This is a genomic window from Halomonas sp. I1, from assembly GCF_032334135.1.
Taxonomy (GTDB): domain Bacteria; phylum Pseudomonadota; class Gammaproteobacteria; order Pseudomonadales; family Halomonadaceae; genus Halomonas.
Genome location: NZ_JAVXUS010000021.1, coordinates 44,291 through 59,101 on the forward strand (window position 1 = coordinate 44,291; position 14,811 = coordinate 59,101).

General features: G+C 68.6%; 13 protein-coding genes. 3 read left to right on the plus strand and 10 right to left on the minus strand.

The features are described from left to right. Positions 1-31: 31 nt before the first annotated feature. Entirely contained in the window at positions 32-553 is a 522-nt protein-coding gene (locus tag RSO41_RS16670) for a zinc ribbon-containing protein (RefSeq protein WP_315620353.1), read from the plus strand. A 5-nt stretch (positions 554-558) separates the two neighbouring features. Here the strand turns inward: RSO41_RS16670 and RSO41_RS16675 are convergent, their stop codons facing one another. The 10 genes from RSO41_RS16675 to RSO41_RS16720 form a co-directional block, all read right to left on the minus strand. Further along, positions 559-1,899: a hypothetical protein gene (locus RSO41_RS16675; protein ID WP_315620354.1), complete on the minus strand. Its 1,341-nt coding sequence runs from the start codon at positions 1,897-1,899 to the stop codon at positions 559-561. A 63-nt stretch (positions 1,900-1,962) separates the two neighbouring features. Next, complete coding sequence (locus RSO41_RS16680) at positions 1,963-2,976, minus strand: GlxA family transcriptional regulator (protein ID WP_315620355.1); 1,014 nt, start codon at positions 2,974-2,976, stop codon at positions 1,963-1,965. A 9-nt stretch (positions 2,977-2,985) separates the two neighbouring features. Next, positions 2,986-3,720 carry a class II aldolase/adducin family protein gene (locus RSO41_RS16685; RefSeq protein WP_315620356.1) on the minus strand — a complete coding sequence of 245 codons (735 nt, stop codon included), beginning with the start codon at positions 3,718-3,720 and terminating at the stop codon, positions 2,986-2,988. Between the two features lie 186 nt (positions 3,721-3,906). After that, positions 3,907-5,400: an aldehyde dehydrogenase family protein gene (locus RSO41_RS16690; protein WP_315620357.1), complete on the minus strand. Its 1,494-nt coding sequence runs from the start codon at positions 5,398-5,400 to the stop codon at positions 3,907-3,909. A 24-nt stretch (positions 5,401-5,424) separates the two neighbouring features. Continuing rightward, positions 5,425-6,375, minus strand: coding sequence for a PDR/VanB family oxidoreductase (locus RSO41_RS16695; protein WP_315620359.1), 951 nt, complete (start codon positions 6,373-6,375; stop codon positions 5,425-5,427). Positions 6,376-6,384: 9 nt separating this feature from the next. Beyond that, complete coding sequence (locus RSO41_RS16700) at positions 6,385-8,049, minus strand: choline dehydrogenase (protein WP_315620361.1); 1,665 nt, start codon at positions 8,047-8,049, stop codon at positions 6,385-6,387. A gap of 190 nt (positions 8,050-8,239) precedes the next feature. Then, the gene (locus RSO41_RS16705; protein ID WP_315620362.1) at positions 8,240-9,181 is read right to left on the minus strand and encodes an ABC transporter substrate-binding protein; all 942 of its coding nucleotides are present in this window, start codon (positions 9,179-9,181) and stop codon (positions 8,240-8,242) included. Between the two features lie 37 nt (positions 9,182-9,218). Then, a complete protein-coding gene (locus RSO41_RS16710) occupies positions 9,219-9,986 on the minus strand; it encodes an SDR family NAD(P)-dependent oxidoreductase (protein ID WP_315620363.1) in 768 nt (255 codons plus the stop codon). Further along, positions 9,983-11,140, minus strand: a complete 1,158-nt coding sequence (locus tag RSO41_RS16715) for an aromatic ring-hydroxylating dioxygenase subunit alpha (protein ID WP_315620364.1) — start codon at positions 11,138-11,140, stop codon at positions 9,983-9,985. The genes RSO41_RS16710 and RSO41_RS16715 overlap by 4 nt, the downstream gene beginning before the upstream one ends. Positions 11,141-11,332: 192 nt before the next feature. Continuing rightward, positions 11,333-12,229, minus strand: coding sequence for a LysR family transcriptional regulator (locus tag RSO41_RS16720; protein WP_315620365.1), 897 nt, complete (start codon positions 12,227-12,229; stop codon positions 11,333-11,335). A 391-nt stretch (positions 12,230-12,620) separates the two neighbouring features. Between RSO41_RS16720 and leuC the strand changes: the two genes are divergently transcribed. After that, complete coding sequence (gene leuC, locus RSO41_RS16725; RefSeq protein ID WP_315620366.1) at positions 12,621-14,060, plus strand: 3-isopropylmalate dehydratase large subunit; 1,440 nt, start codon at positions 12,621-12,623, stop codon at positions 14,058-14,060. A 3-nt stretch (positions 14,061-14,063) separates the two neighbouring features. Beyond that, positions 14,064-14,708 carry a 3-isopropylmalate dehydratase small subunit gene (gene leuD / locus RSO41_RS16730; protein ID WP_315620368.1) on the plus strand — a complete coding sequence of 215 codons (645 nt, stop codon included), beginning with the start codon at positions 14,064-14,066 and terminating at the stop codon, positions 14,706-14,708. Positions 14,709-14,811 lie beyond the last annotated feature (103 nt).

A 14,811-nucleotide genomic window follows, 5' to 3' on the forward strand; every position in this document is an offset into this window, starting at 1 on the left:
CCAATGTCGGGCGCCAGACGAGGAGAAGCAGATGAGCGAGCAACAGGACCCGAAATCCCGGGATCATCGCCTGAAGGCGGCCTATGAGCGCATGCTGGACCGTCTCAAGGAAGGTGCCGGCGAACTGAACCGCGACGCTCTGCAGCATGAGCTCGACGAGGCCGTCGAATTCGAGGCCGAGGTCGAGGAGTTCACCCGCGACGAGCTGGCGTTGTTGCGCGCCTGGGTCGAACGTGACCTCAAGGAAATGCGTCGCTACCTGGGCGCCGGAGGCGAAGGCGTGGCCAGCTGGCTGGGTATCGATCTGTCAGTGTTGTCGCGCAAGGTGACCGAGTCATTGTTTTCCATAGCCGACCGCAGTCTCATCGAGCGTGAACGACTGGCAGACGACCTGGAAGCTTCACGGGCTGATTACACCGCCGGTGAGATGGCCGTGCCCGGTCGCATGGCCTGCGTGCACTGCGACGCTGTCGTCGAGCTTGCTAGCGTGGCGCGCATCGAGCCTTGCCACCAATGCGGGCATCGGTACTTCGTGCGGGCTCCGGTGGCCTGACTCTCTCAGTCGGCGAGCAACCAGAGAGTGCCCACGACCAGGAGGGCCATGACCAGTGCATAGCCCAGGTTGTGGCGCATCATGTGGGTGCCGGCGACACCGTAGCGGCCTTGCAGCGAAAGGTTGATGCCCGACAGCGGCCCGACGCTGGTCCCCACTGCCCAGGCGCTCAGGGCAACGAAAGCGAACAGCGTCTGGTCGTCCGCGGCCAGGTCGAGTACCGAGGCCAGCACCGAGACGCCGATGATCGGGTGCAGGCCGGCCACGGCGCTGGCGACGATGGCCAGGAAACTCAGTGTCGCCTGGGGAACGCCGAAGTGCGTGAAAAGCGTCCAGTCGCCGCCGGTGGCGGCGTCGACCAGGGTCGACAGCCCCTGCGTCAGCAGGCCGGCGCAAAGGAACAGCGATATCTCGCCGCGCATGGCTGGTAGTCGGGTTACGGTATGCTGGCGCACCCGTCCCAGGGTCCAGCGTGGCCCTCGGGAAAGGTTGGTGGCCAGGGCCACGGTGGGCATCAGAAAGGTGATGATGCTGACGATCGTCAGATCAGGGGTCAGGCCGTAGTGGAAGAGCATCACCAGCCCGGCCATGATCACCGGCATCAGCAGGCTGCGCGGCGACATCGAAAAGCCGGCGGTATCGGTGAGATCGAAACGGCGCGGCAGTTCCAGCAGCGTCAGCAATCCCGAGCACAGTGCCAGTGGCAGGCCATGGGCGACGATGGTGGCGTAATCCATCTCCGGTGCCAGGGTCATCACCACCCCCATGGACGCGAAAAACGGCGACCAGAGCGCCGCGCTGGATAGCCCGCGATTGAGCCCCAGCAGCTGCGGCGTGGTCAGCGGCGCGCGTCGCTCCAGCCGGTCGCCGACCATGAACACCGTCGACAGGTTGAGAATCGTCCCGAGCAGGTGAACGCCCAGCCAGGTGCCGGCGAGCCCGCGACGTCCGGTCACGGCGTGGCCCCCCGGAGGGCGTGACTGACCGCGGAGGTTGCCGAGCAGACCGATGAAGCTCACGCCCACCAGCATGGCGACCACATAGGTGTTGCCGTCGAGTATCGCCCACCAATCGATCGTCGCGCCGAAACCGAAGCGCGCCAGTAACAGCAGGCCGAGCCCGATGGCGGCCAGCCAGCCCGCTTGACGTCGATTGCGGGAGGGGATGTCACGCCACAGCAGGGCGGTGCCCAGCCAGAGGGCGTGACCGACCAGGTGTGGGCTGAATGGTGAGGCACCGCTGAACTGGGTGATCTGGATGACCAGGCCGGCCAGTATCGTCAGGCCGGCCAGGGCACGTCGGCGTCGTGTGGCCTCGTCGGGTCCATGGTCTCGTGTCGGCTGCATGCGGGACGTTCTAGAGAAATTCATAGCATCCTAAGCAAGATGCCCGCCGGCCTCAAGGCGCCTTCATTCCCGGCGCGGCAGATAGCGCAGGGGCAGCACCGGGGCATCGCGGGACTGCAGGCGGTCCTGGCTCGGTGCACAGCCGAAGAAACGGCGATAGGCCCGAGAGAAGTGCTCCAGGGAACCGAAGCCGGCGCTGGCCGCCACTTCGGCCACGCCGAGACCGGTCTGCTGCAACAGGCGATGGGCGCGGTTGATGCGCAGCCAGAGGTAGTAGCGCTTCGGCGTGACTCCGAGCTCGGCCTTGAAGCGTCGCTCGAGCTGGCGGATCGAGAGCCCGACCTCGCCGGCCAGCTCGGCGCTGGTCAGGGGTGTCTCGATGGCTCGGCGCATCAGCCGGATCACGCGGCGCATCTGGGCGGACGTCTGGGGCCGGTGCTCCGGGGCGGCGGCCAGCTGGATGGCATCACCCGGGCGCTGGCGGCGTTCCAGCAGGTGGTTGCGGAGTTCATCCATCAATGGCGCTTCCACCCGAGTCGCCAGCCAGGCCAGCACCATGTCGAGCACCGCCGTACCACCGGCGCAGGTCAGGCGATCCCCGTCAAGGGTGTAGAGCTCACCCCCGGCATCCACCCGGGGATAGAGCTCTCGGAAGCCTTCGAGGTTGTCCCAGTGCACCGCCGCCCGCCGCTCGTCGAGCAGGCCCGCCGCGGCCAGCACCTCGCTGCCCATCTCGATGCCGCCCAGGGTGACGCCGGCGGCGGCGCAGTGGCGCAGCCACATGGTCAGCGGGCGGTCGCCGGTGAGGGCCTTGGTCTCGAAGCTGGCCAGCACCAGCACGCCATCCAGCTCGGTGGGGGCCGGCCAGTCCACTTCAACGCCCAGCGGTACGCCATTGGAGGCCGACACCATCGGCTCTCCGCCCAGCAGCCGCCAGGTGAAGCGTGGCTCCTGAGCCAGCCAGTTGACGATGAACAGCGGGTCCAGCAGCGCCCCCAGGCCGGCGAAGGAGAACTGCGGCTGCAGCAGGATCCCGAGCCGGTACGGCGGGGTGGCGGTGGCAAGCGTGTCGGGCATGTCGTGGTCTCAGCTCCGGTAGTCGTCGCCTTCCTTGTCGAGCAGGCGCATCAGCGCCGCGAAGTGCGCCTGGGGAGCGCCCGCCAGGATATGGTCGTCCCACTGGGCCGCGGTCTTGCGGGCCACCTCGGGGGCCACCGGCGCCAGTGGCAGGCCGCTGGCCCGGGCCACCAGGTACGAGCGGCAGGCGCGCTCGAAATAATAGAGGTTATCGAAAGCCTCGGCGACATCGGCGCCGGTGGCGAGCACGCCGTGGTTGCCCAGCAACAGGATCGGTGCCTCGCCGGCCAGTCGGCCCAGGCGCTCGGCCTCGTCGCCCAGGCCCATGCCGTCGAAGCCGCGGTCGATCGCCACGCGCTCGAAGAAGCGCATGGCGTTCTGCTCCACCGGCGGCAGCTCGGGACGCTCCAGGCAGGCCAGGGCGGTGGCATACAGCGAATGGGTGTGCAGGATGCAGCCCACCTCACGGCCCTGGCGATGCATGGCGCCGTGGATGGCCCAGGCGGTGGGGTCCAGGCCGATGGGACGCTCGTCGCCCCCGGCCTCGACCTCGAGCAGGTCGCTGGCGCGCAGCTCGGCGAAGTGCCGGCCCGCCGGGTTGATCAAGAAGCGCTCGCCGCCCTCGCCGGTGGCCAGGCTGCAATGATTGGCGGTGGCCTCGTGCAGGTCCAGTCGCGCCAGCCAGCGCAGGGCGCAGGCCAGCTGCTCCCGGGCGTTGCCCGGGACCTCGGGGATCTCGCTCATGGTTCGTTCCTCGCTCGACATTAAGCTTTCTGGCCGGATAGCTCCTTCGCTCGAGGCTGATCCGGCGACAAGCCTCAGAGGAGGCGCTGTGAACCCCTCCCAGGGCGCTACCGACGCCGTCCCTGGCGTAGGACCTCCTCTTCAGCATGTCCCCGGCGCCTCTCGCAGCACGTAACCGGGTTAGTGCTAGGTGGTGGAGTAGTGGATCCAGCGGGTCTTGAGTGCCATGTACTTGCGCATACCGGCCAGTTCGTAGTCGCGGCCGATGCCGGACTCCTTCATGCCGCCGAAGGGCGTCTGGGGGCTTACCGCATCGACGCCGTTGACCGTCACCGTGCCCGCCTGCAGGGCATCGCACAGTCGATGGGCGCGGCCCAGGTCGGCGGTCCACAGTGAGGCGGCCAGGCCGTAGCGGCTATCGTTGGCCAGCGCCACGCCCCGAGCCTCGTCGGCGAAGCGGCTCACCGCCAGCACCGGGCCGAAGATCTCCTCGCGGAACAGCCGGTGCTCGGGGGTGATCCCGGTGAACACCGTGGGGGCCACGAAGAGCTCGCCGCCGGCGGCCTCGAGGGGCTCGCCGCCGTGGCGCAGGGTGGCCTCCCGACGGCCGATGGCCAGGTACTCGCAGACCTTGTCGAACTGGGCGCGGCTGACCAGCGGGCCGAGCCGGGTGGCCGGGTCGAGGGGATCGCCGGGCACCAGGTTGGCCAGACGTGCGTCCAGGGCCGCGAGGAAAGCGTCGTGGATGCCGTCCTGGAGCAGCAGCCGCGAGTGGGCCGAGCAGACCTGGCCGGCGTGGGTGAAGATGCCCGCCACCGCGGCGTCCGCCGCCGCTTCCAGGTCGGGGCAGTCGTCGAAGATCAGCAGCGGGCTCTTGCCGCCGCATTCCAGCCACACCGGCTTCATGTTGGATTCGCCGGCATAGACCATGAAGCGCTTGCCGATCTCGGTGGAGCCGGTGAAGCCCAGGGCGTCCACGTCGTCGTGGCGACCCAGGGCCTCGCCGGCCAGATGGCCGTGGCCCGGCACCACGTTGAGCACGCCGTCGGGCAGGCCGGCGGCCTGGCACAGCTCGGCCAGGCGCAGGGCGGACAGCGAGGATTCCTCGGCGGGCTTGAGCACCAGGCTGTTGCCCGCGGCCAGCGCCGGGGCCAGCTTGACCGCGCTGTTGTGCAGCGGGTAGTTCCAGGGCACCACGGCGCCCACCACGCCCAGCGGCTCGTGGGTGATGGTGGCCTGGACGCCGGCCGGGGAGGGCGCGACCCGGTCGTAGGCCTTGTCCTGGACCTCGCCGTACCAGTCGAAGAGTACCGCGGCCTCCTCGGCGTCCTCCAGGGCCTCGACGATGCACTTGCCGCTCTCCAGGCTGTCGAGCAGGGCCAGCTCCTCGGCGTGGGCGCGGATCTCGCCGGCGATGGCCAGCATCACCCGGCGCCGCTCGCCGGGCTCGGCCCGGGCCCAGTCGCCGGCCACGAAGGCCGCCCGGGCGGCGGCCACGGCGCGATCCACGTCGGTCGCCTCGCAGGCGGCGATGGCGGCAACCGGGGCGCCGGTCATGGGGTTGATCGAGTCCAGGGTGGCACCGCCCACGGCGGGGCAGCGCCGGCCGGCGATCCAGGCGCGGCCGTCGGTTTCCAGGGTGGCGGCGCGGTGCTTCCAGTCGTCATGGGTCAGGGGCATGGGGCCTCCTCGGGGGCGTGGGTATCAGAGATCGAGCACCAGGCGCGCTCCCGCGGGGCGGGAGACGCAGGCGTAGAGGGTGTCGTTGGCGGCCTTCTCGGCGTCGTCCTGGAGGACGTCTCGGTGGTCCACGGCGCCCTCGATCACGCCGCAGGCGCAGGTGCCGCAGGCGCCCTCGCCGCACAGGGTGGGTGGGGCGACGCCAGCGCGGGCGAGGCCGTCGAGCAGCGACTCGTCGGGGGCCAGGGTGAGGGTCCGGTCGCTGCGTGCCAGCACGATCTCGCACTGGCCGTCCCGGGGCGTGGCATCCGGCGCCGCGCCGCGGAAGCGCTCCAGGCGCAGGCAGCCCGCGGGCCAGGCGTCGGCCTCGGCCTCCAGGGCGGCGAGCAGGCCCTCCGGGCCGCAGGCGTGGATCCGGGTGTCGGCGTCCACCTCGCCGACCAGCTCGGCCACCTGGGCGCGGCCGTCCCGCGCGGAGACGTGCAGGCGCAGCGCGCCCTCGGGCAGCAGGGCGGCGAGCTCTCCGGCGAAGGCGGCGTCCTCCTCCCGGCGCACCAGGTAGTGCACCTCCGGCGTGATGCCCCGGGCGCACAGTCGCCGGGCCATGGCCACCAGCGGGGTGATGCCGATGCCGCCGCCGATCAACACCTGGCGGCGGCCGGTCTCGTCCAGCGGGAAGCGGTCCCGGGGCGTCGAGACGGCGAGCGCGAGCCCTTCCCGGGCCTGGTCGGCCAGGAAGGCCGAGCCGCCCCGGGAGTCGGGCTCGCGCAGCACGCCCAGGCGATAGCGGCCGCCGGCCCCGTCATCCAGCAGCGAATAGTGGCGCGTGAGTCCACCGGGCAGCTCGAGCTCCAGGTGGGCCCCGGCCGGGGCCGGGGGCAGGGGCCCGCCGTCGGCGGCCTCGAGGGTCAGCTCGACGACGGACGGTGCCAGGCGGCGATAACGGGTCAGGATCAGTGACAGGCACTCGGACATGGGACCTCCTCAGCGTTGCTGGTGCTGCCAGTCGGGGTGGATCCACACCGGCGCTTCGCTGGGTGCCGGCGCGGGGCGGCCGAGGATCAGATCGCTGGCCTTCTCGGCGATCATCACGGTCGGGGCGTTGGTGTTGCCGCTGACGATGGTCGGCATGATGGAGGCGTCCACCACGCGCAGGCCCTCGAGCCCGTGGACGCGCAGCTCGGGGTCGACCACCGCCTCCGGGTCGCTCGCCGGGCCCATCTTGCAGGTGCCGGCGGCGTGGTAGCCGGTCTCGGTGGTGGCCCGGGCCCAGGCGTCCAGGGCCTCGTCGCTCTGGCAGTCCGGCCCCGGGGTGATCTCCTCGCCGCGCAGGCCGTCGAAGGCCGGCTGCTCGATCAGTTCGCGGACCAGGCGCACCGCAGCGCGCATGTCGGCCCGGTCGCGCTCGGTGGCCAGGTAGTTGAAGACGATCGACGGGGCCTTCGCCGGATCGCTGTCCGCCAGGCGCACCCGGCCCAGGCTGGTGGGGCGCATCAGGTCGATGTGCACCTGGAAGGCGTGTTCCTTGAGCACGTTGACGCTGCCGGGCTCGACGGCCAGCGACATGAAGGTCAACTGCAGGTCGGGATGCTCGACCCCGGCCCGGGAGCGGATGAAGGCGCCGGCGTCGAACAGATTGGTGCCGGCCAGCCCGCCGCGATCGGCGAACCAGCGCATGCCCAGCCACCACTTGCGTGGCGCCCGGGTCCAGGGGGCGTGGGAGACGGGCCGGGGGCAGCGGTAGGCGACCACGGTATCCGGGTGGTCGTTGAGTCGCCGGCCGACGCCCTCCAGGCGGTGGGCCTCGGGAATCCCCCAGCGCTCGAGCTCGTCCTGTGGGCCGATCCCGGAGAGCATCAGCAGCTGGGGGCTGTTGATGGCGCCGCCGGCCAGCAATACTTCTCGTCTGGCGGTCTCCTCGACGCGGCGGTCGCCTCGACGGTAGGCCACGCCTCGGGCGCGGCCGTCCTCGACCAGCACTTGCTCGGCCAGGGCGCCGGTGATCACCGTGAGGTTGGGGCGCGTGCGGGCCTGGGCCAGGTAGCCCCGGGCGGTGCTCCAGCGCCGGCCCTTCCAGGTGGTGCGGTCGACGCGGCCGAAGCCTTCCTGGCGGTAGCCGTTGACGTCGGCGCTGGCGCCGTAGCCGGCCTGCTCGCCAGCTTCCAGGAAGGCCCGGGACAGCGGGTCGGTGGGCCGGCCCGGGCTGACGCGCAGTGGCCCGTCGGCGCCGTGGTAGTCATCGCCGCCCAGGGCATGGCCCTCGGCGCGCCGAAAGTAGGGCAGCACCCGGGCGTAGTCCCAGCCCTGGCAGCCGGCCTCGGCCCAGGCATCGTAGTCCCGGGCATGGCCGCGGATGTAGACCATGCCGTTGATCGAGGACGAGCCGCCCAGGGTCTTGCCCCGAGGGGTGGCGACATAGCGGTCATCCAGGTGAGGCTCGGGGCCGGACCAGTAGTGCCAGTTGAAGTGTGGGCCGTCGATGGCCGCACCCATGGCCGCCGGCATGTGGATCGTCCAGGAATGATCCTTGGGGCCGGCTTCGAGCAGCAGTACCCGATAGCGGCCGTCGGCGGTCAGCCGGTCGGCGAGCACGCAGCCCGCCGAGCCCGCGCCGACGATGATGTAGTCGTAGTCAGGGGTAGGGTTCATCGTGACTCCAGGGCCTGGGTCCGGGGGAACTCGTGTCGAACTCCCGGGGACGATGGGCGCCGGGGGAGGCGGAGCGAGGGTCATTGACCAGGGAGGGCAAATGTAGCGCCCGGGAAAGGGGCTACAGCGCCCATACGCAGGCTTGCCGCCGGATCAGCCCATCTCATAGACAGAGGGATGGTGAGCGTGCTTAGCGGTCCGCCAGGTAGGCGTCCATATAGGCCTCCAGGGCGGGCGTGGCGCCATCGGCGCTGGTCACGCCCTCGAGCCACTGGCCGACCCGCTCGGGGTTGGCCTCGAGCCAGTCGCCGGCCACCGCGTCCAGGGGGCGCTCCTCGCGGCTGAAGGCGTGGACCCAGGCGTTCTGCACCTCGATGGGTACGACCAGCTGCTCGAGGAGGGTGGCGACATTGGGTTCGCGCTCGAGGAAGTCGGCATTGGCGATGGTGGAGACGGTGCTGGCATCGCCCCACAGGCCCTCCGGGTCCTCCAGGTAGTGCACGTCGTAGACGACGTTCATCCAGTGCGGCTCCCACCCGAGGAAGGCTGTCCAGCGCTCGCCGTCGTTGTTGGCCTCGAGCTGCGAGAGCATGCCGGTGACGCTGGAGGCCACCACCCGCCAGTCGCCCAGTCCATAGGCATCGTCCTCGATGGCGTCCTGCATGATCTCGTTGCCGACGTTGCCCGGCTCAATGCCGTAGAAGCTGTGGTCGAAGCGCTCGGCGTGCTCGGCCAGGTCGGCCATGGAGTGCACGCCGGCGTCCCAGACATGGCCGGGCACGGCGAGCTTGAAGCGTGCGCCCTGGATATTCTGTGCTACCTCGACCAGCTCGCCGCTTTCCAGGCGCGGGTCGAGCATGGCGCCCTGGGAGGGGCGCCACAGGGCCTGGTCGACGTCGATGTCGCCGCCGACCAGGCCTTCCAGGATGATGGCGGTGCTGGCCTCCTTGACGCTGGTCTCGTAGCCCAGGCGCTCTAGCAGCTGGCTGGCCACCTCGGTCTTGACGGTGGCGCCGGGCCAGGGCGGTGTGGCGAAGCGTATCTCGTCGGCCTGGGCGAGGCCGGGCATGACGATGGCGCCCAGGGTGGCGGCCAGCAGGCCGGTACGCAGGACATGGGGATGCTGGATCATGGGGAGTCTCCTCAATGTATTGTTATCGATATGCGATTCAGAAGCCGCAGACCCCGCCGCCATCCACCGAGAGGATGGCGCCGTGGGTGAAGCCGGCTCGGGGCGAGGCCAGGTAGAGGATGGCGTCGGCGACCTCCTCGGGGCTTGCCATGCGCCCCATCGGGGCGCGGGCCCGGGCGGCGGCCAGATAGGCCTCGCGATCGCCGCTGGCTTCGGCGGCGGCGTCGATCATCTCGGTGGCGACGTTGCCCGGGCAGACGCAGTTGACGCGGATGCGCCCGGCGAGCTCCAGGGCCAGCGCCCGGGTCAGGTTGACCACCGCGGCCTTGGCGCCGGAGTAGACGCTGCTCGGCGGGAAGCCGATCAGCCCGGCGTCCGAGCCCAGATTCACGGCGTTGCCGCCGTTGGCCTCCAGGTGGGGCAGGGCGGCCTGGAGAGTGAAGAAGGTACCGCCCGTGTTGACGGCGAAGGTGGTGTCCCAGTGGGCCTGGGTGACGGCCTCGAAGGGCACCTCCTCGAACACGCCGGCGGCGTTGACCAGGATGTCCAGTCCGCCGAGGCCGGCCACCGCGGCATCCACCACGGCGGCGCAGGAGGCGCGGTCTTCCAGCGGTCCCGGGGCGGCGACCACCCGGGCCTCGTCGCCCAGCTCGCGGCACAGGGCGTCGACGGAGGCCGCGCGGCGAGCGCCGACGGCCACCGTCGCGCCCTCGTCGAGGAAGCGGCGCACGGTGGCGGCGCCGATCCCGCGAGCGCCGCCGGTGACCAGCACCCGCTTGCCGGTGAAGGCACCCAGAAGGCTCATGACCCGGCTCCGTCCTCGCCGTGCAGGGCCCGATGCACCAGGCGGTGGAAGTTCAGCACCAGGTGCTCGCTCTCGTTGCTGCGCTCGGCGTCGATCATGTAGCGGCCCTGATCGTAGCCCAGGGAGCGCAGGCCCTTCTGGGTGGTGACGTTGAGCTCGATGTCCTCCGGTCCCAGGTCCTCGTTCATCCAGCGGATGCTGGCCCGGGTCACCTCGGGCAGGGCGTCAGTGTCATGGGCGCTGTAGTAGCCGAAGCGCAGGATGCTGCGCTCGGCGTCCAGCGGGATGATCATGAAGGTGCCCATGCACTGGGAGAACGGGAACTGGTAAAAGGTATTGTGGGGCCACAAGCCGATGTTGAAGAAGCCGTCGCCGTCCTCCACCGGGCGGCCGATGGACTCGCCGTAGGCCTCGGTGGCCTCGCGGTTGGGCGGGGCGCCGTAGGTCCACCAGTTGTCGTGGTGGCGCAGCTTGTAGCCGGAGAAGTCGATCAGCGACGCCAGGTCCACGTGACAGGGGCCCGAAAGCTGGAAGTGATAGCCCTCGATGGAGTTGTCCATGATCACCTTCCAGTTGGCCGGGACGATGACGTCGTCCTCCTGGATCAGGCGCATCTCGTCGAGGTGAGGGATGGCATCGCGGATCGCCGCCTCTGCGCCGGGGAAGAGGTCGTGCATGTCCGCGGCGTCGGGATCGAAGTTAAAGTAGACGCCGCCGGCGAAGACCTGCAGGCGGACCGGCGGGATCCGGTAGTCGTCGACGTCGAAGGCCTCGATGCGGTCGCTGCGCGGGGCGGCCTTGAGGCGGCCGTCGGCACCGTAGCACCAGGAGTGGTAGGCGCAGCGAATCACGCCCTTGCGCACGCCGCGGGGCTCGTTCAGCAGTCGGTTGCCGCGGTGCTGGCAGACGTTGTGAAAGGCATGCAGCTCGCCGTCGCGGTCGCGCATCAGGATCACGCTCTGATCGAAGATGTCGCGGACCACGAAGGAACCGGCCTGGTCGAGCTCATTGACGTGGCAGCCGAAGTGCCAGGCGCCCATGAAGATGCGTTCGCGCTCGGCCTCGAACAGTGCCGGGTCGTAGAAATAGCGGGAGGGCAGGGTCAGGGCACGCTCGGGCCGCTGGGCGGCCCAGGTCTGGGGAGACTGGCTCATGGCATTACCTCAAGCGTCACGGTGTGGTCATGTGATGCCCAAGGCTAGGCGGGGCCGTGCGCCGTGGCATGAGATTTTGCGACGTCTTTTCTATCCTTGTTTGATCTAAAGCGGCATTTATATGCCGTTTTTTGTCATAAATAAGCGAATTTACGCCGGTTTTTGCCGAAACGAGATTGATGTTTTTCGACGTCAGGTCGGCCAGTGTTGCGCTGCGTCGTCACGGGCCTGCTCGAGCAGCTCGAGCATGGCGCGAGCGGCATTGGAGAGGGTGCGGCTGCGATGCACCAGGTAGCCGAGCGGGCGCTGGATCGGGGGGTGGTCCACGTCGAGGACGTGAAGCTCGCCGGCCACCAGCCGCTCGGGGAGCAGGCTCCAGCCCAGGCCGATGGCGGTCATCATCTTGAGGGTTTCCAGGTAATTGGTGGAAATCGCCACGGGGAGGTCCAGTCCAGCGGCGGCGAAACGGCCCTCGATCAGCCCGCGGGTGAAGGTCAGCGGGCCGGGCAGCACGGCGTCGAAGTCGCAGAGTTCATGCAGTCCCAGCCGGCCCCGGTCGGCCAGGGGGTGATCCGGGGCGCAGACGAAGCACAGCCGGTCGATCCACACCGGCACCACCTCGAGCTGGGTATCCGGATGCGGCGCGAGCGTGACCACGGCGATCTCCAGCTCGCCGTCGAGCACGCCCTGGTAGGCCTGTTCGGAGTCCTGGAAGCGCAGGTCGAGGCGCACCTCGGGATGCTGGCCGGTATAGGCCTTGAGCAGCGGCGGCAGCCGATGAAGGCCGATGTGGTGGCTGGTGGCCAGTGTCAGGCTGCCGGCCACCTGGCCGTCCAGGTTGCCCAGCGCGCGGCGGCTGTCGTCCACCATCACCAGGATCTGGCGGGCCCGGGGCAGCAGTAGGCGGCCGGCTTCGGTCAAGGTCACTCGGCGGCCGATGCGATCGAACAGCCGGGCGCCCACTTGATCCTCCAGCACGGCGATGCGCTTGCTGACCGCCGGCTGGGTGAGATGCAGCTGCTCGCCGGCGCGGGAGAAGCTGCCGCCGTCGGCCACGGCGAGAAAGGCCTGTAGGCTCTGGGTATCCATCGGAGCTCCTGGTCGAAAAGTGGCTGCGCTCGGTTATACGGCGTTAAAAATCGCCTCGTGCGCGAGCCCGGTCGGAATGCTCATTTACGCCTTGTAAACTCGCACGCGAGCCCGGTCCGCTTCCTCGTTGATTTTTGCCTTGCGACCCACAGGGAGGTGGGAAGTGCGTTGCCCCGTCGGGAACGGGGCTAGCCCTAACCTTCGCTCGCCTACTTTTTCGTAAGAAATGGGTGCTCGTTCTCTTTGTATTCCTTTCAGGAATCCTTTGAATAAATAACATGAATTGCTTTTATGTGCGCGTCGCGGGACACTCCTGCAAAAGGCGCCGCCTGGCGTCAAAGACGAAAAGACCGACCGGACACGCACAGGGCCCGAGGCCCGGGAGAACGACATGGCAGGCCAGACCCTCTATGACAAGCTGTGGTCGCAACACCTGGTGAAGGAACGCGACGATGGCACCGCCCTGATCTACATCGACCGGCACCTGCTTCATGAGGTGACCTCCCCTCAGGCCTTCGAGGGGCTGAGGCTAGCGGGGCGTCGGCCCTGGCGGCTGGATGCCAACCTGGCGACCCCGGATCACAATGTGCCGACCACACTGCTGGAGCGTGCCGAGGGCAATGCCGGGATCAAGGATCCGGTGTCCCTGATCCAGGTGCAGACCCTCGATGACAACTGCAACGAGTTCGGCATCGAGGAATACCGCATCAACGACCCGCGCCAGGGCATCGTCCACGTGGTGGGGCCGGAGCAGGGCGCCACCCTGCCGGGCATGACCGTGGTCTGTGGCGATTCTCATACGGCGACTCATGGTGCCTTTGCCGCCCTGTCTCATGGGATCGGCACGTCCGAGGTGGAACACGTGCTGGCCACCCAGTGCCTGCTGGCCCAGAAGATGAAGAACATGCAGGTGCGCGTGGAAGGCGAGCTCGGCGAGGGCGTCACCGCCAAGGACGTGGTGCTGGCCATCATCGGCCGAATCGGGACCGCCGGTGGTACGGGCTATGCCATCGAGTTCGCCGGCAGCGCCATTCGCGGGCTTTCCATGGAAGGCCGCATGACGATCTGCAACATGGCCATCGAGGCCGGTGCTCGGGTCGGGCTGATTGCCGTGGATGACACCACCATCGACTATCTTCGCGACCGCCACTATGCGCCCCGGGGCGAGCAGTGGGAGGCCGCGGTGGCCGACTGGCGGAACCTGGTGTCCGACGATGGTGCCGAGTTCGACAAGGTGGTGACCCTGGATGCCGCCGAGATCGAGCCGCAGGTCAGCTGGGGCACCAGCCCGGAGATGGTCGCCGGTATCGGCGGTGAAGTACCCGATCCGGCCGAGGTCGACGACGACACGGCGCGCACCGGCATCACGAGAGCACTGGAATACATGGGGCTGGCGCCGAAGCAGAAGATCACCGACATCCGCCTCGACAAGGTCTTCATCGGTTCCTGCACCAACTCGCGTATCGAGGACCTGCGTGCAGCCGCCAAGGTGGCCAAGGGACACAAGGTCGCCGATTCGATCGCCCTGGCCATGGTGGTGCCCGGTTCCGGCCTGGTGAAGCGCCAGGCCGAGGAAGAAGGGCTCGACCGGGTCTTTCTCGACGCCGGCTTCGAGTGGCGTGAGCCCGGTTGTTCCATGTGTCTGGCGATGAACGCCGACAAGTTGGGTGCCGGCGAGCATTGCGCCTCGACCTCGAACCGTAACTTCGAGGGCCGTCAGGGCTACGGTGGTCGGACCCATCTGGTGAGTCCAGCGATGGCCGCCGCCGCTGCCATCGCCGGTCATTTCGTCGATGTCCGCCATTACGACGCTACTGCGCAGGAGGCCTGAGCCATGCAGAAATTCGAACGACTCGAGGGCCTGGTCGCGCCGCTGGACCGTGCCAATGTCGATACCGACCTGATCATTCCCAAGCAGTTTCTGAAGTCGATCAAGCGCAGCGGCTTTGGCGTCAACCTGTTCGACGAGCTGCGCTACCTCGACGAAGGTCAGCCGGGCCAGGATTGCTCGCAGCGTCCGATCAACCCGGACTTCGTGCTCAATCAGCCACGCTACCAGGGCGCCAGCATCCTGCTGGCACGTCAGAACTTCGGCTGCGGAAGCTCCCGCGAGCATGCGCCCTGGGCGCTGGCCGACTTCGGCTTCCGGGTGGTGATCGCGCCGAGCTTCGCCGATATCTTCTACAACAATGCCTTCAAGAACGGCATCCTGCTGGTCAGGCTTTCCGAGGCCGAGGTCGATCGGCTGTTCGAGGAAGTGGCGGCGAATGAAGGATACCGGCTCGACGTGGATCTCGAGGCACAGCGTGTGATGACACCGTCGGGTGAGCTGCTCGAGTTCGAGGTGGACGCCTTTCGCAAGCACTGCCTGATCGAAGGGCTCGACGATATCGGCATCACCCTGAAGGACGAAGATGCCATTCATGCCTTCGAGCAGCGCCATCGTGCCGAGCGGCCCTGGATGTTTCGCGAAGCCTGACCCGGCTGTGCCGGGAGCTGTAAGCGATAAGCTTTAAGCTGTAAGAAAAAACAAAAAACCTTGTTCCCGGAAGCTTCGGGGGTATTCTCTGGCCGGCTTACGG